Source organism: Paenibacillus sp. P4_A9 (assembly GCF_056402415.1).
On record NZ_JBFUHL010000024.1, the window covers coordinates 48,266 to 70,878 of the forward strand.

The window sequence follows — 22,613 nt, forward strand, 5'->3', positions numbered from 1 at the left end:
CTCCCATCCGTTGAATGCTCCAAGCATACCCAGATAGAACGGCTGGCTCAATATACATGTTTTCGTTGGGTTAACAGGATGACGTTGAGGGGTGAGAATGCTGAACGAAAAAAAGATTACCATCCAAGTTGGTAACCTGACCAAAAAAGGGTGAGCTTCGCCCACCCCAAACAATTGTTTTTTCAAATAAGCATATAATTACTCATTAATTGAATAACCCACGCGGTCCACTACATGTTGCAATAAAAATAAGGAGGCCTCGTCTTTTTCTGCTGTCAGTTCTTTAAACCTCTGGACGACTTCTTTTAAACGCAAGAACGCTGTCTCGAAGTCTTTTTCAGCTTCTTTCACCTTCTTGGGTTCTAAAAACTCTTCCAAACCTTTAACACCTTGAGACTTTAATTTGTCCATTTGAGAGTCCAGCGTGTTAGCAAGTTGTTCATATTTCCCAGGCGTTGCTGAAGGACCTTTTTGCTTCATTTTCACATACGTATTCATGTAATATTTATACAAACCTAATTCTCTATTCCCATTATGCCCCCACATGGTACCACCTCCATTGCGAATGTAATCAATCGTAGAAAGTTGTGCAATGCATTCCCCGAGTGTCTTATAAATCTTTTCCACTTTGCTATTCAATTCACTATGATTTGCAAGTTGTTTGTCCATCTCTTGTTCAAAGCACTCGCCTAAATAACCAAACATCTGGTCCTGTCCAGCTTCGGATTGATCCAACTTTTGATTGGTGTACTCCGTATAGTAAGCATGGATGATCTCATCTTCGGTCAAGTTAGAAGCGAGAACATAATTACATAACCGTTTGTTTACTTCCTCTATAGATTGAACTGCTGACACAGGTGTTGGAGTAACCGTTGACTGCAATTTCAGGTTAAAGTATGTGACAACATCATCGATCGTATTTACTTTTCCAGATTTGGACAAACTGTTATCCACATTGTAATCCGAGAGAAATTCCTTGCCCTTCTGAATATAAATCATTGGAACCGTAAATGGCACACTTCCCTCCGAACCTATGCCTGTTAAGTAATCGGCCAAAACGATAACATCCTTTTTTCCGTCTTGGTTTACATCTTTGAAGGAAATAGCTTTAACGGAATAGAAATCCCACCCTTCAACTATCTTTGGATTCGGGAACGTATAAAGTTGATTCCCTTCCAAATCCTTTAAAGTGAGCTGAAGGTCTGTCGTACCATCCCCGTTAACACTTTTGGCTGAAACGAACCGAACTTTCCCCCAAGATTCCAAATCCACCTGAAAGGATTGCCCCGTGATTTCCTCTACTTTGGAGATTCTCATAGATGGAGACTCCTGTGATTGAGTTATTGTCTGCACCGTTGGTTCCGCAAGTTGTGTTGGTGATGGTGAACTTGTTGTTTCGGATAAGGAGCTCTGGGAAGATTCCCTACATCCACTTAGTATTAGCAGCAAAAGACACAAGGCTACCATACGTTTCATCACAGCTGTCCTCCGATCAATTTTCAATTACTGTCTACGCGAGCTGAAGAAGCGCGGCTTGGGATAGCCGCGCTTTCATTCCAATTTAGATTAGTTGAATCCCAAAATACGTTAACAAAGCTTCTTTATAAGCTTCATCTGTCTCCGGGGTGAAGGTCCTCACACCTGTAGAGGTGAAAATGCGGAACTCGCGGTCAGCAAGTGTATTCCGTCCCTCCGGCGTGCGTATCGCAACGATCGGGTATTTGTTGAAAATCGAATCAGGGGCATTTTCACACCAGAAACTCGCAAATAGGTAGTCTTTTGGTAGTTGCGGCTCCTCTGTGAAGGAGTAAATGCGATGCCATCCCTTGTTTTTCTGTTCACATAGGGCCCAGCCATAATACGGATCTTTTTCGAGGCGGTAGCACTCATCGCCTTGCTGTTGTTCAAGTCCTTCGATTAAAGAAATGGGCCTGAGGGGTACGATCCCGCCCACACCTACATCGCACAGGTAGTCGACACCTTCGGCTTCTACCTTCAGGACGTGATGGCGCCTTTTTGGCGGTTGATTCGGCTCGTCGCGCCAAAAACGGGCGACCAAGTCAGTTACCTTGTAACCAAGTTCCCGCAGCAGCCAACCGAATAATGCATTTGACTCAAAACAGTACCCACCACGATGGCGCATGACGATCTTCTGATACAGATCCTGCGGATCAAGGGATAAAGCTTTATGTTCCAAAATATCTAAATTCTCATATGGAACCGTGTACAGATGTCGTTCTTGCAGGTCGGCAAGCGTCTTTGCACTGCCATTGAGCGATCCTTTAAAACCGATACGATCCAGATAGCTCTGAATTTGATTGTTTTTATTACTCATTCTTAAGACACCGTCCTTAGGAGAATCACATGCTACTATGAAAATGGCAGTTATCGGAGATAGATTTTATTTTATTTCAAAATCATACCATAGTTTGCCAATAGCGTGGAGTTCGATTATCCGTATATAATTACAAAAGTAACATCCCCCATTTTATATGGGCACTTTAATCACACAAGCTTGTAAACTTACATAACATGTAAGTTTTAGTTGCCCAAATGGCTGTAATAGGGTAAAACTATACTAATAATCTTTTTTATTATATTTGAATCGCGAAGGTGGATGACATGGTGTTAGTTCAAGTAGACAATGATGTAGTTGCAAAGGAATACGTACATGGCATTTACGAAACCGTAGTCAAACGTAATCCGTATGAGACTGAGTTCCATCAAGCTGTAAAAGAAATTCTCGAGTCTCTGATACCGGTTCTTTCCAAGCATCCGAAGTATATGAAACACGGTATTCTTGAGCGACTCGTGGAGCCGGAGCGTTTAATCACTTTCCGAGTACCATGGGTAGATGACCAAGGGAAAACACAAGTGAATCGCGGTTTCCGTGTTCAATTTAACAGTGCAATCGGGCCTTATAAGGGTGGGTTACGTTTTCATCCTTCCGTTAATGCAAGTATTATCAAATTTCTTGGTTTTGAACAAACATTCAAAAACTCCCTTACAGGTCAGCCGATCGGCGGCGGTAAAGGCGGATCCGATTTCGATCCAAAAGGAAAGTCAGATAACGAAATCATGCGTTTTACCCAAAGTTTCATGACAGAGCTTTATAAATATATCGGACAAGATACGGACGTTCCCGCTGGTGACATTGGCGTAGGCGCTCGCGAAATTGGTTACATGTTCGGTCAGTATAAGCGAATTAGCGGAGCTTATGAGGCCGGTGTATTGACTGGCAAAGGGATTATCTATGGCGGTAGCTTGGGACGTACCGAAGCGACTGGATATGGTTGTGTGTACTTTGTGAATGAGATGCTGAAATCCAAGGGGCTTAGCTTCGAGGGAAGTACTGTGGTCGTTTCCGGATCCGGCAACGTGGCCATATATTCCATTGAAAAAGCTGTGCAGTTAGGCGCTAAGGTCGTAGCTTGCAGCGACTCCAATGGCTATATTTATGATAAAAACGGAATCTGCCTTGAGACGGTTCGTCGTTTGAAAGAAGTGGAAAGAACGCGAATTAGCGAGTATGTTAAAGAGCATCCGTCCGCAACCTATCAGGAAGGTTGTAACGGCATATGGTCCATTCCATGTGATATCGCACTTCCGAGCGCAACACAGAACGAGATTAATGAGGCTTCAGCGAGTATCCTTGTCAGCAACGGGGTAAAGGCAGTCGGGGAAGGCGCGAATATGCCATCTACTTTGGAAGCGATCGATGTATTCCTGCAAGCAGGCGTGTTGTTTGGACCCGCTAAGGCAGCGAATGCAGGCGGTGTTGCCGTATCAGCCCTGGAAATGTCACAAAACAGCATGAGATACTCCTGGCAGTTCCATGAGGTAGATGACAAGCTTCATGCTATTATGAAAAATATCTACAGAAGCGCTGTCCAAGCAGCAGAAGAATATGGCCATCCGGGCAATCTCGTCGTAGGCGCCAATATTGCTGGCTTTACCAAAGTGGCCGACGCCATGATTGCACAAGGTGTCATTTAGGAAGCCAAAAGCTGGCTGCTAGGAAAGAGAACTAGCATGCGCCATTGTAGCTGAATGCGAGAAATGAACATCGAATGGGAACTATAGTCCCTTAATTGGTTAGGCTGTCCTGGAGTAGCGGAATCTACTTTGGGACAGCCTATTTATTCGTATGCGAGTTACACTCCAGATGACACGACGCACATGAATTAGTCGATTTCATCGACTATCTCCACTCCAAATGGCACTCTTGCGTACGAATTAGTCGATTTCATCGACTATCTCAACTCCAAACGGCACGATCGCTGTGCTCGAGTTACTCGACTTTTTCGACTAACTCCTCTCTTTTCAGCACTAATGCACAAAAAGAGCTACCTCGCGGTAGCTCTTCCAATTTCAACCTAACTTCTTAAACTCCAAGCACCCTCAGCTTGCCCGCAACCTCTTCGATTTTCAGGAATAGCGGCCGCTCATTCGGCGTCTGGTTCGGCGTGTGGACAGCTAGCATCAAGCTTCCATCGAACGCATGGAACAGCATCCCATGCCCACCATCGCTCTGAAAGAGTGCTTGCTCCTCCTGCACCCACGGACCCAGCACGTTACCCGATGCGGACGCAGCTACTCCCAGTGCATAGGTATTATTAATGAAGCTGGCCCACAGCATGAGCAAGTCACCGTTCGCTGCGCGATAGAAGGACGGACCATCCGTCACGTAGTTATCTTGACCTGGGAAACGCGGATGCTGGAAGGATGTCGGCCAAGACGCTTGTGAAGCGGAGAAAAGGACGACTGGCTCACCGATTGTGCCGCTAAGATCCTGCGTCAATCTTACTGCGCAAACTTGACCATCAGCGACCTGCTGCCATTCACGGCAGAACACGATCCAAGGCAGCCCCTCCTCATCGATGAACAACGTCCCGTCCAAGCAGCACCAGTCCTTCGGCGTAACGGGTCCCTCACTGTGCGGTGTAAAAGGCCCTAACAGACTGTCACTTGCCAGGACAGCTGTGCCCAGCAAATTGTTGTCCTTCCGGCGGAAGGTCGCGAACATATAATAACGATCCTGGTACTTGTGCACCTCAGGCGCCCAAAAATTGTTCTCCGCATAGAAGTCCGCTTCAGGCCGGAAGACCGTGTAAGGCCCTTCCCACTCCTGCAGGTCTCGTCCCACATAGACATCAAATCCAGTCCCTTTGCCCCAAATATTCGGGTCGGTGCTGCCAAACAGATAATACTGTCCTTCCTCAACAACAGGTACAACAAAAGGGTCCCTAATCTGTATATCACTATTTTTAATCATCGCCATACCTAGCTACCTCCCCAATTACCGATATGTTGGATAAATAACGCCTAAATCGCGTACACTAATAAATTGACCATCCGTCAATTCTATCTGCTCATTCCCCTTCACAATCAGAGGAATCTCGTGCCCTTCATACCACACAGTCCCCTCAATCGTGCGAACACTCATCCCGATGATGGCTTTCAGTTGCCCCTTACGGTCTGTCACTGCCCTAGTCCCGAATGGTATCTTCAAATAAGCCCCACCATTGCGATAAACGGTGCTTCCTTCTCTCGTAGTTACGAATTCGAAAATGACCCCATCGACGATTCGACTGTAGCCAGTCTCCGCAGCCATTACCTCTCCGTGATCCTGCGGATATGGCACCAACGAAGTGAACCATAACTCTCCATTTGGTCTAGGCAAAATGCCACTCAGCCGCTCAACGAAGTCAAGCAGGCACAATAGGGCTGGCGAATAGCTCTCGGTATATCCCTCTTTCCCCGTCCATGGGCTTACGGTTTGGGCAAATCGTGTCATCTGTGCCAACGCAGTTATGATCGGGTTCAGTACCCAAGTCAGCTCCACATAGCGATGATGATGCTCGAAGGCATGTGGCGTACGAATCAAACTCAAGAAATTCGACGTGCCTGCCCACGTATTATAGCTGGAGAACGGGTCAAAGCGCGGATCGTCCATAGCGACGGATGTAAAGGGATATTTAGCAAAAAACTTACTTGTATTAAGCAAATACTTCCGAAGCGACTTCGCGAAAAACTCACCATCGCCCACCTCACAGGCAAGCACTCGCAATAAAACATCAGACTGTACGCGAACAAACTCATCGTTCCGATCCCGATCATAGAAAAAAGCATCCGCCTCATCGAAGCAATAACTGAACAAGCTCTTCAAGCTCATCTCTGCTTTAAATTCCCACGCCTTCGCCGCCTGATCATCCCCTAGTTCCAGCGCCATGCGCGATAAATAGAGACGCTGGCAGTATACATTCGCCGTCAAGTCGGGCGCTAAGAATGGCAAGGTCGGTGAGTCTGGATTATACTGCCGAGCATCGTCCAGATGTGCGGAATCCGGCACATGCCAGAATCGCGGAGACAAATCATGCCCCGTATCGAACGTGCAAAATGCCTCCACACAGCCGGTTTTTCTAGTATCGCGATAAGTCACAAGCCACTCATCATATCGCACCATCGCCTCATACATTTTCCGCAAAAAATCTTGGTTTCGCCCATTCAACTCATAGTGGTTCCACACGCTTCGAGCAAGCGGGGTCACCATCTGGATCTGCCGATAGGCCGGTCCATTTTCCGTCACTTTATATGGCAGCTGACCGTCTTCCTTCTGGTAATCTGCGAACAATTGAAAGGTATCCTCCGACACCGTTGGCAGGAAACGCGACAGCAGTTCATTGTTGATCGTTCCCGTGCTTTCCATCCAGCAGCCTAAATAAATGCCACCCTCGTGAAGCACAGGCGCATCCCCCATTGTAGGTACAATGCAATCGAACAGCTTGCCCAGCGCATTGTAATACGTTTCCTCCAGACGACCGCCCGTCGATGTAAACTTAACCCCGGATCGTTGCCACTCTTTAAGCACATCGCGATCTGTCGCCTTTTTCAGCTGACCTAACTGCTCCTCCACGGATATCCCGCGAAGCCGATCTATCATATTCTCACTCATGTAAAATGCCTCCCCTAAAAGAAATGGACTGCCCTAGGCAGCCCACCCCGTTATCCTTTCACACTGCCCATGACTAGGCCCTTCATGAAATATTTCTGCAAGAATGGATAGAATACCAATATCGGCAATGCCGCTAAGAATACTTGCGCCGCCTTGAAGGTACGGTCTGATACCTCTGACATGTACAGTTCAGTTGACGAAAGTGTACTAGAGTCCGGATTAACAATAATCGTTTGCAAATAGCTCTGCAGTGGATAATTCGAAGGCGAGTTCATGTAAATTAGGCCGTCGAACCACGAATTCCAATGCATGACCACGGTAAATAAAGTAATTGTTGCCAACGCAGGCTTGGACAATGGAATATACATGCTCCAAAGCACCTTCCAATGACCCGCTCCATCAATGTACGCAGCCTCTTCAATTTCCTTGGGTAAATTACGAAAAAAGTTCAGCAGCAAAATCATATTGAATACATGTACAGCTCCGGGAAGCACCAACGCCCAAATCGTGTCCAGYAACCCGAGTGCTTTCATCGTCATATAGCTAGGAATAAGTCCGCCGTGGAATAGCATGGTGATGATAAAGAACCAAGCGTATACATTCCTTGCACGAAGCGTAGTTGTTTCTTTCGAAAGCGGATAGGCAATCAAGATCGTAATCACCATATTAATCGCATAACCAAGCGTCACTCTTTGGATCGAAACAAACAAACCTTCAATGAATTCCTTCTTCGTTAAAGCATGTTTATACGAGGCTATAGTGAAATCTACTGGCCAGAGCTTCACGAAGCCCCCTGCCGCAGCGCTGCTAGAGCTGAAGGAGACAGCTAGCACGTTAATAAGCGGCAATAGACATAGGAATGCTATCAAACCCAACAATAGATAGTTAATGAACAGAAATAATTTTCTGCTTGTTGAAACTTTCTGCATAGCCTTTCCCCCTTACCTTAAAATATCCGATAGCCGGTATACCGATTGGCAAGCTTATTCGAAATCACAATTAAGATGAAAGCTATAACGGATTTAAACAATCCTACCGCCGTCGCTACGCCGTATTGCGCATCTACTAAGCCGATCCGGTAAACCATCGTATCAATAATATCTCCTGTGCTGTAAACCATCGGACTGTACAGATTAAACACTTGATCGAACCCAGCGTTCAGCACATTTCCTAAGCTCAGAACAGTCATCAGTGTGACAATAGGCAGCATGCCGGGAATTGTAACGTGGAGTGTTTGCTTCCAACGATTAGCTCCATCCACAACCGCAGCTTCATACAAAGACTGATCTATTGCCGTCAGGGCGGCTAAATAAACGATCGTGCTATATCCGAATTCCTTCCACGTGTCAGATGCGACAAGTGTAAATGGAAACCAGTTTTCGTTGCCAAGGAAAAAAATAGGTTTGATGCCAACTAGGCCAAGCATCTGATTCACAATGCCACCTGAAGGCGAGAGAATATCAATCAGAATGCCGCCCAAGATAACCCAGGACAGAAAATAAGGAAAGTAAATGATCGTTTGTACGGTCCTTTTGAAGGCCGAACTCACGACCTCATTTAAAAGCAGGGCAAAAATAACTGGAACTATTAAGTGTACGATGATCTTCATCACTGCAATGAAAACCGTATTCCACACAACACTCGAAAAATTAGGCATATCCAACATATAGCGGAAATTATCGAGTCCGATCCATTTGGAATGAAAGATCCCTTTGGACGGTACAAATTTTTGAAAAGCAATAACGATCCCCGCGATGGGGACATAGCTAAAAATAATCGTAAGAATGACACCAGGTAACAGCATGAGATGCAAAGGAATTTCCTGCAGTTTTTTATTCATCTCCGTTTTTACTCCTCTCCGTTTGCATATAAGGACAAATAACGAAGGGGAAAGCAGTRTACGACCGCTTCCCCCTAAGCTCCAATCTCGTATTAAGCCGTCAACTTCTTATTTACTTTTTGCGTACCAATCGTTGACTTCCTTCGTAATTTGTTCTCCGCCAAGCTTCTTCCAGTCTTCAACGAATTTGTCAAACGTATCGATGGATTGGCCCATAATAATCTTCGTAAATACTTCTTCTTCCAACTTCAGTAGCGAAGCATTCTTCTCTACCATAGTCGGTGTCGCTGCACCGTAGAAAGCATCCAGCAGATAGTTATCGTCTTTCACGTAATTACTGATTACGTCGAAGCTGCTTGGCGTACCGAATACGCGCTCTGTTCCCCAATTCGCTTTGTTTCCTTTACGGAAGTCCACGATTTTGTCGAAGTAACCCTTCTCTTCCGTTGTCAGCTTAGAAGGATCGTTTGAAGCAATCGCACTCAACGCATTATTATGTGCGTTCAAGTTTTTATTTGCAGGCTCTGGGTTCATCACGCTATAGAGATAAACAGGCACATTCGTAGGGCTGAAGCTCATTTCTGGCTTCGGTTTCTTACTTTCGTCATACCCATCCATCGCGAAGTTGAGAAGCTTGATAATCGCTTCCGGATTCTTGCTCTTCTTGCTCACCGCATAATAACGTTGGATTGGCATTTTACCAATTGGTGTTGCCTTCTTCTCGTCGACAGACACCAGCGGGATCGCTTTCCAATCTGCCTTAGGATCGTTATCAATGTTCTTCTGAATGATCGACAATGGCGCAGACATACTGCCATAGAAGATACCTACTTTGCCGCCGACAACGGATTCTGTCACCTTCGCTCTGTCTTTGACACCGAATTCCTTATCCAACAAACCTTGCGCGTACATATCCTGCAACTGCTTCAGCGCAGTCTTTACTTCTGGCTGAATACTGCCATAGACAAGCTGTTTGCCGGACGCATCCTTCACCCATTTACCAGCATAAGCATGAAAGCCTGAGAAGAAGCCTGTTGTTCCAAAATGTGTATCCGCCAGGAACGATTTAGTAAACGCCATCCCGAAGGTATCATCTTTGCCGTTGCCGTCCGGATCCTTCTTCGTGAATGCCTCAGCAACCGCCAGAACTTCCTTCATGGATTTCGGCTCCGTAAGTCCAAGCTTCGTTAACCAATCCGCCCGTACATATAAAAGGGGTAGACCGTCGATGGCCGACGATGTCTGAGGAATCGCCATCAGCTTGCCGCCGATTTTGGCTGTATCGAACGCCTTCTGATCCTGCTGCAGGATGCTCTTCGCCATCGGCGATGCATACTTCTCATACAACTCCGTCAAATCATAGAGCATATCATTATCAGCCAAATCTGTGAGTTGCTTGTTTTTCAGCCACATAAGATCCGGCAGATCCCCGGCAGCAATCGCCACATTCAGCTTCTGATCGAATTGCTCGACAGGTACTGTCCACTGATATTTCAGGTTGATATTCAGGTCATTTTGATAGGCCTTTGTATAAATATTATTCTCAATCGTGTCGCCATTCTCGTACTTGTAGGTTGCTTCTGTAAAGCGCCAAGCAGTAATATCCACTGGCTTTTCATACTTCGCCATCAAGTTCGCTGCTGGCACTGAAGAACTCGCAGGTGTCGCCGTCGAATTACTATCCTTCGACCCCTCTGAACTACAAGCTGAGAGCACTAATAATCCTGCTGCTGAGAGAATAACGGCCGATTTTGCTTTATCTCTTTTTCTCATGTGAACCTCCCCGAAAGATCTGAATATACTAGAGTTGCTACATCTCTAATGGTAAAGCTCAATCAATCGGCATTCAATATTCATGTCTTTACATTTGAATCACTTGTTTACTTGTTGAATATCGATGTCCGATACTCCAGTGGTGTCATATGCGTTATCTTACGAAAATAGCGTGTAAAGTTCGTAGCTGTTCCATAACCGACTTGCTCAGCGACTTCTTGAATTTTAATATTCGGATTTTCCAGCAGTCCCTTGGCTCTTGTCATGCGGGTCGCGGAAATGTAATCGGATAAATTGGTTCCTGTGACCTGTTTAAATAATCGCGACAAGTAGGACGGATTAAAATACACTAATTCCGCTAATTTGACCAGCGAGACCTCATCCGGATTATGAAGGTGATCCTTAATATGCTTCTGAATCAAGGAAATAATGGCATTTGCCCTTCTCTCTTCCTCTTGATTCTGCAGATTGAACAGCATTTCTTCCACACTTGCTAGATACTCAAAAGCTACCCTCCATGACTCATGCTCGCCTGGCTGCATGAGTTTATGAAGACCGATTTTGGTCGCAACGGTCTCTACCAGATTCCAGCGGTTCATATAGGATAAGAAGACCAATCCAATGGAATAATAAAGTTCTTGGGCAGGTACATCATGCATGCTGTCGATATCCTTAAGCGAGTCAGCACATGCGTGCAGCGTCTTGCTGAACTCCATTCGTTGCCCATGCTCCAATTGGTCGGCCAGCTGCTCCAATTTCGCTTGCCGGATCTGCGATTTCTCACGCTGGCTCCCGTCCGCCTGCTGGAGTTCTTGTGCCACCATCTGTTTATCCAGTAGCAGCATACCGCTGCCTTGACCGATCCGATAATTCATCAGCATGGTTAGTGTCGCGAACCGCTCTGCCGTATCAGCCCACGCAACCGTGCTGTCATCCAGTACAAAGGAAAGTAACTCACCGACGGACTCCCTACAGGCCGCCTGCACCAACTCCAAATTTCCTTTCACGAATGTCAGGGTCCTATCCCACGCCTCTTTTGACAACTTATCCTCGAGTGGCTGTATCAGCCATATAAGGTCCATATGCTCATTGACCACATCAACAAAAGAAACATGGGAAGACATATACTGTTCGGCAATCAACTTGATCCTATACAGCTGCCGGGACTTTTCCGAATACGTCGTCTTGTTTGATAAGCTATTGATTCTTCCAAGCATGATGAGAACAGGACGATCTGCTTTAAGTGGTATAGCCAGTTCATCAAATTGCTCTTGATTAATCTCTTGCATGTCGAGCTGTTCATTCAAGATCCGCTTCACATATTCGTTCTGAAGCATCCCCCTCATGTTATCCAACTGCTCCTGAGCTATTTTCAGCAGAGACTGCGCCCTTAACTCGGTTTCTATCTCAGCCACCGTATGCTCCACCGTCTGAATTACTTTCTCGTATCCTTCGGTCTTCAGTAAATAGCTGACTCTTTCATACTGGATAGCCGAGTAAATATAGGAAAATTCATTGTACCCCGTTAGGAAAATGACCCTGCATTGCGGCCATCTTTCACGAATTTTTTCCAGAAGCTGCAAGCCGTCGAGACCTGGCATTCGAATATCTGTGAGCACGATATCGAAGCGTGTCCGATCGAATTGCCGGACCGCCTCCATGCCGGAATAAGCTTTATACACATCCAACTCCAGCTGCGGAATGTTCTGAAGCACCTCATATAACCCGTCTGCAATAATCATCTCATCGTCTACGACCAGAACCCTGTACATTTAAACGCCTCCATTCGAGTAGTCGATAACAATGGTTGCCTTCAAACCGCCTAACTTGCTTCGCTCCACATGTAATCCGCTTGTCTGTCCAAACTTCAAACGAATTCGTTGGTGGATGTTCAAAATGCCCGTCGTCTCCAACCCTTCTTGGTCGGATAATGCGTCATTGAGAAACTCGATTCGCTCTCCGCTCAGCTCTTCCCCATTATCTTCAACAATCATCTGAATCTCATGTTCAATCTTAAGAAGTCGAACCCGCAAAATGCCATTCGCAGGCTTTCTTTCCAGACCATGTTCGAATGCATTCTCAATGATTGGCTGTAAAATTAACCTCGGCACCATCACGTGTCCGATATGTTCCGGCAGGTCATCGAATTCGACCTTAAGTCGATTCGAGAATCGCATAGCTTGAATCTCAGCATATACTTTGGCGTGCTTGACTTCTTTCCAGAGCGGCACCTCATCCGAGCTGTTCCGCGTGACAAACTGGAAATACTCACCCAACTGATTCGTAAATTGCTCGAGATTCTCATAATCCCCTAGGCGTGCCATTGTATTGAGAATAAAGAGATTATTGTATAGAAAATGCGGATTAATCTGGGATTGAAGCTGCTTCAATTCCGCCTTCTGAGTCAAGATTTGCTGTTTATATACCTGATCAATCAAGGATTTTAAATTCCCCAACATCACATTAAACCGCTTATATATATACTGAAACTCATCATTAATTGCATGATCGATCTGAACCTCGAAATCACCATACTCGATTTTACGGAACGCTCTGACAAGCTTATCCAGCGGTTTGTGAATGTACTTATACACATATAAAGAGTAAATAACAATAATAATGAGAGCTACTGCTGCTAGCAAAACAAACCAACTTCTATACTTTTGGAGCGGTTTAAACACTGTATTTTCTGGCACGTATTTGCTTAGCACGGCTCCAAAGAAATTCGAAGACGTGTATACGGCAAGATAGTGCTTGTCATTGATGACAAGCTTCTGTGCGTTGCCAATATTAGCGTTATTGGCCATATGGGTCGAGATCTCTCGATCGAAGGCAGCATCGCGACCTGTTGTGATGACAAACTGTGAACTATTAAAAATCAATCCCTCATCCGAGGAATTAACCATCAATTTCAAATGTTCCTCCAGCTTTTCCTTCGACAATTCGATTGCCACAATGAATAGCGGCCCTCTTTTACTGCTTGGTGTGGAGAAAGGATACACCGCGCTTAAATACATTCTGCCGTCCACATTCATGACTTGCGAATCCAGTGTCAAAGGAATGTTTCTCAAATTTCCAAATTCTTGCTGATTAAACGTGGATATCGTTAAGGCCGAGACATTCTTTTGGATCGCTGGTATGTAAGCGTACACATCTTTTATATACGTGCTGCTGTTTCGAATGGCATTGAGTCGCTGCTGGAGTCTTAGAATGCTTTGCATTTTCTCTATATCATTCAATGAATCAGGTATGGCTCCGAGAGCATTTAAATTGTCATCGCTTAAGACATCGTATTGCAAGGTTTGAATTCGTCTGAACTCCTCCTCCAACCCGGTCAAATACCCAGATACCTGTGAGATCATGGATTTGGATATTTCGTCCTGCAATGTTCGAATCCCCCAATTGTAAATGATCATGCTGAGGATATAGAGCGGTAGAAGAATGCAAATAAACGAAAGAATCAGTCTTCTAAGCGCATTTTTTTTCCACGGATGTCTCGTTAGATTCATAGTAGTGTCCCCCCTTGTCTGACATTTTATTACCGATTTTTGTCATTTCATCGATTCCAAAATGATTTAGCTATTATAATATTATTAACTGAATATTTACTAGTGATGAAAAAAAATAAGCCAGAAACCCTCTTTTACCAAGGATTCCCAGGCTTATCACTGCTAAACGTCTTTATTGCTAGTACAGCAAGACGATTTCGGCGTTTCCGCTATGCTTATTGATGAACAGCACGAATTACTTACATCCGTTTGGACCACCCGCTCTTCATTGTTCTTATGTTCACAGAAGGAATTGCTTTGCGTGCTACATACCCCTGTTTCAGGCAAATCGAGTTCAACTCTTTCAGCGGCGGCACGATCACCTGCCAAAGCTGCAACTACAGATCTCACTTGTTCATACCCTGTCGCCATCAAGAAAGTCGGTGCTCTACCGTAGCTTTTGGATCCAACAATATAAAAATCCTTCTCAGGTTGTCTTAGCTCCTTCTCCCCATGAGGTCTCACGGTACCACAGCTATGGACGTTCGGATCGATGAGAGGCGCTAGGTCCAACACGCTTTCCAGACCTGGATCTGCCATCATCCTTACTTCACTTACAAAGGAGAAATCAGGACGAGAGCCCGTATTCGCAACGATCTCGTCAATCGCATCGATATGAACCAATTCGTTATTTACAGAGCCAATAACCTGAATTTCTTCCCCAACCTTTTTTAACTTCTGAATCTGAAATGGCGTCATGACTTTAACTTTCCCTGATTCCATTAGTTGCTGAATACGCGTTCCGAGTGCTCCTCTTGCAGCCAACTGATCCTGCTCCCGACCTCCGTATACATCCTCTAGCCTTGATTTTCTAAGTATCCAGATAATTTCGGTCTCCTGATCTTGCTCCTTAAGCTCCCCTAATTCCAAAAGTGTATGGATCGCAGAATGCCCGCTGCCAACTACAAGAACTTTCTTTCCACGATAGCGTTTTTTGTGCTCACCTAGAATGTCAGGTATACCGTAAAAGATTTGATTGCCCAACCTTTTCTCCTCAGACGTCCATACGCCTTCAGATAAAATAGGATTCGGATTCGTCCAAGTACCTGATGCATCAATGACAGCTTTGGCCTCAATCGAGAAGCTTTCCCCATCTTTCTCAACACGCAAGACAAACGGGAGGTCATCGCGCCCCTGCGTTTTTACCTTGTTTAGACCTTTTCGACTTACCGCGGTTACTTTCGTATTTACATGTATGAATGGTTTGATTTCCGGCAGTTCAGCGAAAGGTTTCAAGTACTTCTCAACCATTTCTAATCCCGTGGGTATCTCCGAATTTTCTGGCGCTTTCCAGCCTTGTGATGTAAGTAACTGCCGCGCTGCTTTATCAATGTTGTATGCCCATGGGGAAAAGAGACGCACATGCGCCCAATTGCGGACACTTGCCCCTACCTCTTTCCCTGCGTCGAATAAAATAAAAGATTCTCCACGTACTACCAAATGGGCAGCGGCAGCAAGCCCTACAGGCCCTGCACCAATAATCGCTACTGGTCGTTTTTKATTAGAAAGAACTGAAGTTTTTTTCATAACAAAAACCTCCCTATCGTTTTCGTATGTATTAATCAAATTATTATGATTAATACATCAAAAAAAATTGATGTAAAGACTAAAAATTTTATGAACCACTCGGCCTAAAAATGCAGCACAGTTCTTCTGAAAGCAATCCGTTCACAGTAGACGTGTTGATCTCATAATAGCTCCATGTACCAATAATTTCTTTCGTTATTAGTTTGACATCCAACAGAATCTTCAGGTGATAAGACAACTTGGACTGAGCCATATCAATTATTTCGCACAGATCACAGACACATGTTTTACCCCGCTGTGTTAGCTCATACATGATTTGAAGTCTTTTATGATCCGCCAACGCTTTAAACCTTGCCTCATAGGCTTCAAAGAAGGAGTCATCTCGTACATTATTTTTCTTTATTTCATGTAAGGGAATTATGGTTTTCATTGTTATCACCCGCTAATTTGATCAAATTTTCTTGATTAATTACACTATACACAACTGTTGCTCCTATTGCAACGACTTAATCAAATTAATTTGATTAAGTCGTTTTAGAAAAAAGGAAGAGCCCTACGCTTACCGTAAGGCCCTTTCTATATTCCCCCTACCCTGCCTGCTCCACTAAAGTTGATTCGCACATTTCTAGCGGTAGGCGGAGTGTGATCTTGGTTCCCATGCCATTGCCGCTCTCAAATAGAAATTGCGACTCACTGCCGTAATACATTTTCATCCGCGCAACGACATTTCGCAGACCAAATAGGTCATTCTCTTTTTTAATATCCATAGAAATGCCTTCGCCCGCTTGCTTAGACGCCTCTTCCAATTTGCCGCAAATATAATCAAGCCTATCTTTACTGACGCCGACTCCGTTGTCGCACACTTCAAGGACAAGCTGACTTCCATCCACATAAGAAGAAATGGCGAGTTCCCCGCCTCCACTCTGTTTCTCTAAGCCGTGCAGCACGGCATTTTCCACCAAGGGCTGCAGGAGGAGCTTCAGAACATGATAATGCGCGCTTTCCTCAGCAATGTCGAAGCGAACAGTAAAATGATCAAGGAATCGCAACTGCTGCACTTTAATATAGTATTTCAAATGCTCGATCGTATCCTTGACGGTGAATGTCTCATTCCCTTTGTTCAGGCTAAGCCGGAAAAATTTCGACAGGTTCAACACCATTTCACTGATTTCATCAGCCTCATAGTTTTTGGCCGTCCAATAAATCGAGTCCAGCGTATTATATAGAAAATGGGGATTAATTTGTGACTGTAAAAATTTCAATTCCATCTTGGACAATAACAGCTGTTTCTCGTAGTGATCTCGGATAAGCGTTTTCTGATTCTCGGCCATCCGGTTGAACGATTCGATCACATATCCCAATTCGTCTATCCGCGTATCTTCCAATTGAATGGTGAAATTACCCGTACGGAGCTGCTTCATCCCATAGGCCAGCTTCCGCAGCGGCGCGGATATACCTCTATAGATGATCCAGGAAGTCCAGATGGCAAGTACCAAACTGACAACTAGAATCCCATATGAGAATATTTTCAACGAGTCGGTATGACTCCGAATTTCCCACAACGGCTGCTCCATCATCAGCGTCCACCCCGATAGCTTCGACTTCACGCTGATCGTTACCATCTCGGTACCAGTCTGTGGTGATTTACGGATAGTTCTTACCTTGTCCACGTTGTCCCACACTTGGGGATTTACACTTCCGCCTGTGCCGGTTATCGATTTCCCGTCATTATCAAACAGATAGATATTAGCATTTTTGGATGGCAAGAGCGGTTTCGCCAGCTCGATCAGAGCGCTCTTTTTCACAGAAAGGACGAGCAAKTTCGGATTCATCAGCGTACGGTTATAAGGATCCATCGTCCGGATCAGATGCACGCTGTCGGCATCGAAGTAAGATTCACCCTCCTGCGGTGTGAAAAAAATCGTTCCCCCATTAGCCTCCATTAAATGCTGATACCATTCCTGTTTCTCTGCTCCACCCGGCAGCTTTCCTCCACCGAATTTCGTGGAAATGACCGTGCGTGAAGGCATGTGGATGATCGTAATTTGATCAACAATGAGATTGACCGTCGTCATACTCGTGATCTGGTCCATCACCTGAGCAAAGTGTACAAACGACTGTTTCTCCGGCTCCTGACCAACAGACTGCAATGTGGTGTTCACGTTCATATCGAAAGCGATCAGGGAGGAAAGCTGCTCAATGTTCTGTAATGTCAGGTCAATATAATCCGTCATTGTATGCAGTGCTCCCTGCGTTCTCTCACCCGTTTGCACTTCTAATATCGTCTGCGATTTCGCAATGGCAAACAGACTAAACCCAGCTAATGGAAGCAGAATAAGTAAAAAATACCAGGTTAACCGAACTTGGATGTAACCGGCTAGCAATTTGCGAATTTTAGGAAAGATCTCTTTGGTCATTTCGGTAACCTCCATTCATGACCGACCACACGCCGACAGATTGTCGGATACTTGACAATTATTTGCTGGTTTCTCGCCACCACTCGTTCACTTCCCCGGTTATTTCATCACCGCCGGCTTCTTTCCACTTTTTCACAAAAGCATCGAATTCCTCAATGGGGCTGAGGCCCGCAATGATTCGCGTAAATGTCTCCTCTTGCAGCTTAGACAGCTTGATTTGATGCTTGCCCATGGCTGGTGTTGGCGGTCCATTGAACTGGTCTTCCATCAGATTGTGTTCAATCCGCTGCAGGTTGTCGTATAAACGGAATTGCTCGCCGAGTCCCTCCAGTCGGTCTCTTGTTACTTTCGGATCTGCCATATCCGCCAATGCGCCATAGATGCCACGATAGCCGTGCTTCGCATGTTCTTCAAAGCGAATGGACAGCTTACCGTTTACCCGCGTCCAAATTTCATTTTCAAAACCGAGCTTTAAGCTTGTTTGACCTGGCCCTGCAACAAAATCCAGAAACTTAACGACAGCATCTGCCTTCTCACTTTTGCTAGGAACAACATTGTAGGAACGGACGATGGACGTGCTATAGACGCCGCGTTGGCCGCCTGGCCCAATCGGGAATTCAAGCGGAATCCACACGGCATTCGGATCTTTTTTACGGTTCGCTGCAATATGTGAGCGTGTGTCTGACCAAGCTGCTGAGAACAAGCCAACTCGCCCACTCACGATCTTTTCACCAAGGACGTCAATTTTATTAAGCGGGAATTCGGGATCCAATACGCCTTCATCGTACAAACCTCGAAGATACAGCAGTGCCTCTTTCATTTCTGGAAGTATCCCCGAGTAAACCAACTTCCCGTCACGTTCATACCAGGCCTTCATTTGTACGCCAAAAGCACCGAGAAATGGCGACGTTCTTCGAAGCCGCTCCAGAATCGATAAGCCATAGGTATCCTTTTTCCCGTTTCCATCCGGGTCTCTTTCGGCAAAAGCCTTCATCACCGCCGTATACTCCTCGATTGTCTTCGGAGGCTGCAGACCGAGCTTATCCAGCCAGTCTTTTCTGGCATAAACGATTTCGGTTCCCTTTACTTCGTTCAAGCTAGGTATCGCGTAGATCTTGCCATTGACGGTCACATTATCCCAAGCTTCCTTGGGTATTTTGGCTATAAGATTTGCCCCGTATTTCTCGATATAGTCATTCAAAGGCGTTAGCGCCTTTTGATTTACAAAATGGATAAACCAAGAAGGATCACTTGTATTCAGCAAATCCGGAGGCTCGCCGGACGCCATTATGACGTTTAGCTTTTCATCATACCCATTCAGCGGAGGGAGCGTCACATTGACCTGAACGCCAATGTTCTTTTCAATATAGCTAAGATAGGGATTATGATTCTCATCCATCCCTTCTGGAAAGTGCATGCCTAGGCTGTTCACGACAATTCGTATCGCTGGTTCGTTTGCCGTATCCACCTTATTACTTTCGTTCATGGCCAAATTCGGAATGCCGCAGCCAACAGTTGAACAGCAAGCGAGAATGGTCAGAATTGTCGCTTTCGTTCTTTTCATCAATTCGCCACCCTTTCAGTCTTAATCCACGCGGGAATCAATTAGCTAGAATCTTTTGCAGAAATGGGGTTAGCCCATCTGCCATACGCATAAAGCCGAGATCTGTTGGATGGATACCATCGACGGTACATTCGTGAGCATCTTCACCAAGTAGATTGGAGCCATCGTAAAAATAAATATTGGCATCGCCCTGCTCTCGCAGCTGCTCAACATTCCGGATCTGGACTTGTTTGCGGTTTTCTTTTTCCTGCAGCATCTGATCTTGAAACTTTTCCTTCGCATAAGAAATGCGCGAAATCACAAGGATCGGTGTCAGTGCGTGTTTATTGCGGAAAATTCGAATGAATTCTGGCAGCGTCGTTTGCAGTCTTTCTGTGGAAACACAGTTGGCCTCATAGTCCAAGACGAGACACGCCGGATCCGGTATTTCCGCTAGAATATGCGCAAGCTCTGGTTCTCCTTTGCCGTTACCTGAGAACCCTAGGTTCAGAAACTCTCTATTTATACGCCTAGATAATATATTTGTATACGCCATGCCAGGACGGGAAGCACAACCGCCTTGCGTGATGGACGTACCATAGAAAATGATCTTTTCACTACTATTGTAGGCTAAGGGAGGTGCGATTTGCGCTGTTGGATCCAAACCGATCCATACTTCCTCAACACCTTGGTAAAGAGGAAAATTCAAGGTAATGCTTCGAGTCTCTCGCTCCAAATTCGTATATAGGATACTTTCATATTCGGTTTGTTTGGCATCATAGAGCGTTGTGCCGTAATACAGCTGCTCCCCTGGTTCTCCGATGTAGCAGTCAAACCCGCACTGCCCCGTTGCCGGCATATGATACATATTCGCAGCCCCGGACAACCTCACTTTGATGGCTAGCGAGGCTGCATTCGTTGTGAACCGAATTTGCCCGCCAGCTGTGCAGTTTGCCAAGCTGTTTACCGCATCTGGAAGTATCCAATCTGGTTTCTCCGGTAGTCTGCGGTAAAGCTTCTCTTCGTTCAGCCAGCCAAAGCCTGCCAGATGAAATGGCTGCTCCAGCGGTGAATACCAATTGAAAGGCTCGGTGGTGGATTGCTGAATCCGCATATTCGAATCCAATTGCAAGGGGTTACCTGGTTGTTGCTGATTAGCCATCTTGAATTCCCTCCTCTACCTACACCTTACAGTCCAATCCCTATACCTGCTTCGTTATGAATCTTCGCCTTCTATTTGGCAATCCCTTTTTTTTCGCTGCCAATGGGTTATTAAAGTACCAAAAGAAGTCATGGTCCTCCGCTGTGGCTCTTTATCAGCTGTAATACAATAGGGATAACCTGTGAGTACCTACAGGCGAATTGGTAAAAGGAGGGACTATCTRCATTGGTGAACACGAATAGCAATCCCCAAATGCATGAATACCATGCTGATATCATCGTGATTGGCGGTGGAACCGGCGGCTGCGCAGCCGCTCTCGCCGCTGCAAAATCTGGAAAAAAAGTGATCATGACCGAGGAAACCGAATGGATCGGCGGGCAACTAACGAGCCAAGCCGTTCCACCTGATGAACATCCGTGGATCGAACAATTTGGCTGTACGCGCACCTATCGGCAGTTTCGGGAAGGGGTACGTGATTATTACCGCCGTCATTTCCCGCTTACGTCAGAGGCGCGTTCACGTACACTTCTTAATCCCGGAAATGGCGGGGTTTCACGGTTATGCCATGAACCGCGGGCTGCATTAGCCGTCCTGCAGGATATGCTGGCTCCCTACGTCAACAGCGGTAGGTTACAGATTCTAACCCACCATCGCATTGAATCGGTATCCGTGGATGGGGATGATGTTCGTTCAGTCTTGGTTCGCAATTTGACGAGCGGTGATAGGGTGTTGATCTCCGCTGCTTATTTCCTTGACGCCACGGAGTGTGGCGACGTGCTGCCTCTAGCTGGCGCGGAATATGTGACTGGTGCTGAATCCATAAGCCAGACCGGAGAGCCGCATGCGGTAGAAGACGAAGCGCTGCCGCAGGACATGCAGGGCTTCACATACTGCTTCGCGATGGATTACATCGAAGGCGAAGATCACACTATTACGCGTCCCGAGCGCTACGACTTCTGGAAGGCATATAAAGCGGAATTCTGGCCTGATCTGCTGCTCAGCTGGTCTGGTGTTCGCCCTCATACGCTGGAGACCGTTTCCTATGAACTCTTTGAAGGAACAGACAAGTACTCCTTGTTCTTCTATCGGCGAATCATCGATAGCCGAAACTTCGAGGATGGCTTTTATCCTGGCGACATTACACTGGTCAACTGGCCGCAGAATGACTACTGGCTCGGTTCCATTATCGATGTCAGCGCTGAGGACAGAGAACGAAGCCTATGGGATGCTAAACAGCTCAGCCTATCCCTGCTCTATTGGCTGCAAACCGAAGCACCACGGCCTGACGGAGGTCAAGGCTACCCTGGACTGCGCCTGCGCAAAGATATCGTCGGCACGGAGGACGGACTGGCTATGTATCCGTACATACGGGAATCGCGCAGGATCAAAGCCGAGTTTACGGTCTTGGAGCAGCATGTGAGCACAGCCTGCCGACCTGACGGTAAAGCCGAGCAGTTCCCTGATTCCGTTGGCATCGGCTGTTACCGCATTGACCTGCATCCGAGCACGGGCAACCGTCATTATATAGATATCTCTTCCCTGCCGTTCCAGATTCCATTGGGCAGCTTGATTCCAATCCGTATGAACAATTTGCTGCCAGCTTGCAAGAATCTTGGCGTTACCCACATTACCAACGGCTGTTACCGGCTTCATCCCGTCGAATGGAACATTGGCGAAGCAGCCGGGTTTCTTGCTAGCCGTTGCATCGATCGCGGAATTTTGCCCCGGGAGGTACGCAACAAGGAATCTGAGCTTCGCATTTTCCAGAGCATGCTTGAAAACTACGGGATCGAGCTGTCTTGGCCCACTATTCGTCCCGTTTGATGTTAACCATTCTAAAGATGAGGT

The 22,613-nt window shown here is 46.0% G+C and carries 16 protein-coding genes; 2 read left to right on the forward strand and 14 right to left on the reverse strand.

Translation table 11 applies throughout. The annotated features are described in order from the left end of the window. Positions 1–198: 198 nt before the first annotated feature. Together AC1DVJ_RS16640 and AC1DVJ_RS16645 are read right to left on the reverse strand one after the other, a co-directional pair. Positions 199–1,317: an FG-GAP repeat domain-containing protein gene (locus AC1DVJ_RS16640; RefSeq protein WP_477592356.1), complete on the reverse strand. Its 1,119-nt coding sequence runs from the start codon at positions 1,315–1,317 to the stop codon at positions 199–201. A gap of 244 nt (positions 1,318–1,561) precedes the next feature. Then, positions 1,562–2,335, reverse strand: coding sequence for an arylamine N-acetyltransferase family protein (locus AC1DVJ_RS16645; RefSeq protein ID WP_477592357.1), 774 nt, complete (start codon positions 2,333–2,335; stop codon positions 1,562–1,564). 290 nt (positions 2,336–2,625) lie between these two features. On the opposite strand from AC1DVJ_RS16645, the gene gdhA reads away from it, so the two are divergent. Continuing rightward, positions 2,626–3,996 (forward strand): NADP-specific glutamate dehydrogenase, encoded by a 1,371-nt coding sequence (gdhA, locus tag AC1DVJ_RS16650; protein ID WP_477592358.1) that lies wholly within the window; start codon positions 2,626–2,628, stop codon positions 3,994–3,996. A 388-nt stretch (positions 3,997–4,384) separates the two neighbouring features. On the opposite strand, the gene AC1DVJ_RS16655 is transcribed toward gdhA, so the two are convergent. From AC1DVJ_RS16655 to AC1DVJ_RS16710, 12 genes are all read right to left on the reverse strand, one after another. Beyond that, entirely contained in the window at positions 4,385–5,275 is an 891-nt protein-coding gene (locus AC1DVJ_RS16655) for a glycoside hydrolase family 43 protein (protein WP_477592374.1), read from the reverse strand. Between the two features lie 24 nt (positions 5,276–5,299). Continuing rightward, positions 5,300–6,955, reverse strand: a complete 1,656-nt coding sequence (locus tag AC1DVJ_RS16660) for an MGH1-like glycoside hydrolase domain-containing protein (protein ID WP_477592359.1) — start codon at positions 6,953–6,955, stop codon at positions 5,300–5,302. A gap of 50 nt (positions 6,956–7,005) precedes the next feature. Further along, positions 7,006–7,884: a carbohydrate ABC transporter permease gene (locus AC1DVJ_RS16665; protein WP_477592360.1), complete on the reverse strand. Its 879-nt coding sequence runs from the start codon at positions 7,882–7,884 to the stop codon at positions 7,006–7,008. A gap of 17 nt (positions 7,885–7,901) precedes the next feature. Beyond that, entirely contained in the window at positions 7,902–8,795 is an 894-nt protein-coding gene (locus tag AC1DVJ_RS16670; protein ID WP_477592361.1) for an ABC transporter permease, read from the reverse strand. Positions 8,796–8,903: 108 nt separating this feature from the next. Further along, the gene (locus tag AC1DVJ_RS16675) at positions 8,904–10,568 is read right to left on the reverse strand and encodes an extracellular solute-binding protein (RefSeq protein ID WP_477592362.1); all 1,665 of its coding nucleotides are present in this window, start codon (positions 10,566–10,568) and stop codon (positions 8,904–8,906) included. A gap of 107 nt (positions 10,569–10,675) precedes the next feature. Beyond that, entirely contained in the window at positions 10,676–12,340 is a 1,665-nt protein-coding gene (locus AC1DVJ_RS16680; protein WP_477592363.1) for a response regulator transcription factor, read from the reverse strand. Further along, the gene (locus AC1DVJ_RS16685; RefSeq protein WP_477592364.1) at positions 12,341–14,077 is read right to left on the reverse strand and encodes a sensor histidine kinase; all 1,737 of its coding nucleotides are present in this window, start codon (positions 14,075–14,077) and stop codon (positions 12,341–12,343) included. A 162-nt stretch (positions 14,078–14,239) separates the two neighbouring features. Then, positions 14,240–15,643, reverse strand: coding sequence for an FAD-dependent oxidoreductase (locus tag AC1DVJ_RS16690; protein WP_477592365.1), 1,404 nt, complete (start codon positions 15,641–15,643; stop codon positions 14,240–14,242). Between the two features lie 88 nt (positions 15,644–15,731). Beyond that, a complete protein-coding gene (locus AC1DVJ_RS16695) occupies positions 15,732–16,073 on the reverse strand; it encodes an ArsR/SmtB family transcription factor (protein ID WP_477592366.1) in 342 nt (113 codons plus the stop codon). A 157-nt stretch (positions 16,074–16,230) separates the two neighbouring features. After that, positions 16,231–18,060, reverse strand: a complete 1,830-nt coding sequence (locus AC1DVJ_RS16700; protein WP_477592367.1) for a cache domain-containing sensor histidine kinase — start codon at positions 18,058–18,060, stop codon at positions 16,231–16,233. Between the two features lie 58 nt (positions 18,061–18,118). Beyond that, positions 18,119–19,624, reverse strand: coding sequence for an extracellular solute-binding protein (locus AC1DVJ_RS16705; protein ID WP_477592368.1), 1,506 nt, complete (start codon positions 19,622–19,624; stop codon positions 18,119–18,121). 37 nt (positions 19,625–19,661) lie between these two features. Next, positions 19,662–20,765, reverse strand: coding sequence for an SGNH/GDSL hydrolase family protein (locus tag AC1DVJ_RS16710; RefSeq protein ID WP_477592369.1), 1,104 nt, complete (start codon positions 20,763–20,765; stop codon positions 19,662–19,664). A gap of 252 nt (positions 20,766–21,017) precedes the next feature. Here AC1DVJ_RS16710 and AC1DVJ_RS16715 point away from each other — a divergent pair, with 252 nt between their 5' ends. Then, positions 21,018–22,589 carry an FAD-dependent oxidoreductase gene (locus AC1DVJ_RS16715; RefSeq protein ID WP_477592375.1) on the forward strand — a complete coding sequence of 524 codons (1,572 nt, stop codon included), beginning with the start codon at positions 21,018–21,020 and terminating at the stop codon, positions 22,587–22,589. Positions 22,590–22,613 lie beyond the last annotated feature (24 nt).

Excerpts from the sequence above, each read along its gene's own strand:
- AC1DVJ_RS16640 (WP_477592356.1), bottom strand. The coding sequence starts at position 1,317 with ATGAGAATCTCCAAAGTAGAGGAAATCACGGGGCAATCCTTTCAGGTG.
- AC1DVJ_RS16645 (WP_477592357.1), bottom strand. The coding sequence starts at position 2,335 with ATGAGTAATAAAAACAATCAAATTCAGAGCTATCTGGATCGTATCGGT.
- AC1DVJ_RS16680 (WP_477592363.1), bottom strand. The coding sequence starts at position 12,340 with ATGTACAGGGTTCTGGTCGTAGACGATGAGATGATTATTGCAGACGGG.
- AC1DVJ_RS16710 (WP_477592369.1), bottom strand. The coding sequence starts at position 20,765 with ATGGCTAATCAGCAACAACCAGGTAACCCCTTGCAATTGGATTCGAAT.
- AC1DVJ_RS16655 (WP_477592374.1), bottom strand. The coding sequence starts at position 5,275 with ATGATTAAAAATAGTGATATACAGATTAGGGACCCTTTTGTTGTACCT.
- AC1DVJ_RS16695 (WP_477592366.1), bottom strand. The coding sequence starts at position 16,073 with ATGAAAACCATAATTCCCTTACATGAAATAAAGAAAAATAATGTACGA.
- AC1DVJ_RS16685 (WP_477592364.1), bottom strand. The coding sequence starts at position 14,077 with ATGAATCTAACGAGACATCCGTGGAAAAAAAATGCGCTTAGAAGACTG.
- AC1DVJ_RS16705 (WP_477592368.1), bottom strand. The coding sequence starts at position 19,624 with ATGAAAAGAACGAAAGCGACAATTCTGACCATTCTCGCTTGCTGTTCA.
- AC1DVJ_RS16670 (WP_477592361.1), bottom strand. The coding sequence starts at position 8,795 with ATGAATAAAAAACTGCAGGAAATTCCTTTGCATCTCATGCTGTTACCT.
- AC1DVJ_RS16715 (WP_477592375.1), top strand. The coding sequence starts at position 21,018 with ATGCATGAATACCATGCTGATATCATCGTGATTGGCGGTGGAACCGGC.
- AC1DVJ_RS16660 (WP_477592359.1), bottom strand. The coding sequence starts at position 6,955 with ATGAGTGAGAATATGATAGATCGGCTTCGCGGGATATCCGTGGAGGAG.
- AC1DVJ_RS16675 (WP_477592362.1), bottom strand. The coding sequence starts at position 10,568 with ATGAGAAAAAGAGATAAAGCAAAATCGGCCGTTATTCTCTCAGCAGCA.